2 protein-coding genes are annotated in these 1,969 nt (G+C 43.9%); both read left to right on the top strand.

Annotated features, from left to right (window positions below; genetic code table 11):
• The coding region (gene prmB, locus H5072_RS18110; RefSeq protein ID WP_182694346.1) for a 50S ribosomal protein L3 N(5)-glutamine methyltransferase at positions 1-793 on the top strand (793 nt) is incomplete at its 5' end.
• A gap of 64 nt (positions 794-857) precedes the next feature.
• Positions 858-1,955, top strand: a complete 1,098-nt coding sequence (gene aroC, locus H5072_RS18105) for a chorismate synthase (protein ID WP_182694345.1) — start codon at positions 858-860, stop codon at positions 1,953-1,955.
• Positions 1,956-1,969: the final 14 nt, after the last annotated feature.

Below are 1,969 nucleotides of genomic sequence, written 5' to 3'. Positions count from 1 at the left end.
TGAAGCTGTAAGCTTATTACTGCCTGCGCTTAGCTTGCCTGTTGATGCGCCAAAAGAATTAATGCACGCGCGTTTAACAAGCACAGAAAAAAACCGACTTGCGGGTCTTATTGCAGAACGTATTAACGACTGCACACCAGTACCTTACTTAACAAACATTGCATGGTTTGCGGGTATGCCGTTTTATGTTGATGAACGTGTACTTATACCTCGCTCACCATTTGCCGAGCTTATTAGTAACCGCTTTACGCCGTGGCTTGAAGAGCCACAATCGGTAAACCGTATATTAGATTTATGTACGGGTTCGGGTTGTATCGCAATTGCACTTGCGCAAGCTTTTGAGCAGGCACAAGTTGATGCGGTAGATATATCGTATGAAGCGCTTGAAGTCACAGACATTAACATTAACGATTACATGTTGAGTGATCGCGTGTTACCTATTCAGTCTGATGTATTTAGCGGTGTACCAGGTCAAAAATACGACCTTATAGTAGCAAACCCACCGTATGTTGATGCAGAAGATATGGCTGACTTACCACGCGAATTTCATCATGAGCCAGAGCTTGGGCTTGCATCAGGCCACGATGGTTTAGATGTAACCCGTACTATATTGAGCGAAGCGAGTGAACATCTAACTGATAACGGTTTGTTATTTGTAGAAGTTGGTAACTCTATGGTACATATGGATGCACTGTATCCGGGCGCGCCGTTTGAATGGATTGAATTTGAACAAGGCGGCTTAGGTGTATTTGTAATTAGTAAAAAGCAGCTAGATGAGTATTTTGCAAAATAAGTAAAAAATGAATAGCCAAGCCCTGTGCTTGGCTATTGGTAGTCATTAGGAATGAGGAAAGTTAATGGCAGGTAATAGCATTGGGCAGTTATTTAAAGTGTCCACCTTTGGTGAGAGCCACGGCGTTGCATTAGGCGGCGTTGTTGATGGTACTCCCGCAGGTCTTGAAATCACAGAGGCCGACTTACAAATTGATTTAGATCGCCGAAAACCAGGCCAAAGCCGTTACACAACGCAGCGCCGTGAAAGCGATCAAATAAAAATATTAGCAGGCGTTTTTGAAGGTAAAACCACAGGTACCAGCATTGGTTTATTGATTGAAAATACCGATCAACGCTCGCAAGATTACGGCAAAATTAAAGATGTATTTCGCCCAGGTCATGGCGATTACACGTATTGGCATAAGTACGGCTTGCGCGATTATCGCGGTGGCGGTCGTTCATCTGCACGCGAAACCGCGATACGCGTAGCGGCAGGTGCTATTGCTAAAAAATACTTAAAGCAATTTCATGCGATTGAAGTTAAAGCATGTTTAAGTCAGCTTGGCCCTATTAAGGCGGAAACGTTTGACTGGGATGAAGTGGAAAATAACTTATTCTTCTTCCCTGATGCAAGTAAGCTTGAAGCGCTTGACGAATATATGCGTGACCTTAAAAAGCAAGGTGACTCAGTTGGCGCTAAAGTAAAAGTAGTGGCAAGCAATGTACCTGTTGGTCTTGGAGAGCCAGTATTTGACCGTCTTGACGCCGAACTTGCACATTCATTAATGAGTATTAACGCTGTTAAAGGCGTTGAAATTGGTGATGGCTTTGACGTAGTTGAGCAAAAAGGCTCTGAGCATCGTGATGAACTAACCCCTGAGGGTTTTACATCAAATCATGCAGGTGGCGTACTTGCGGGTATTTCGACAGGGCAAGATATTATTGCTTCTATTGCGCTTAAGCCAACGTCGAGCATTACTATTCCAGGTAACAGCATTAATACAAGCAACGAAGCGGTTGAGATGATCACTAAAGGTCGTCACGATCCGTGTGTGGGTATTCGTGCAATCCCGATTGCTGAGGCAATGATGGCCATTACCTTAATGGACCACTTACTGCGTCAACGCGGACAAAATCCGCATGTAAATCATCAACACGGGCCAATTAACGGCTCAGTGTAAGTGTTTATAATTAT

Source organism: Pseudoalteromonas sp. SR45-5 (assembly GCF_014163565.1).
Classification (GTDB): Bacteria; Pseudomonadota; Gammaproteobacteria; order Enterobacterales; family Alteromonadaceae; genus Pseudoalteromonas; species Pseudoalteromonas distincta.
This window is presented reverse-complemented; position numbering and strand designations above follow the sequence as displayed.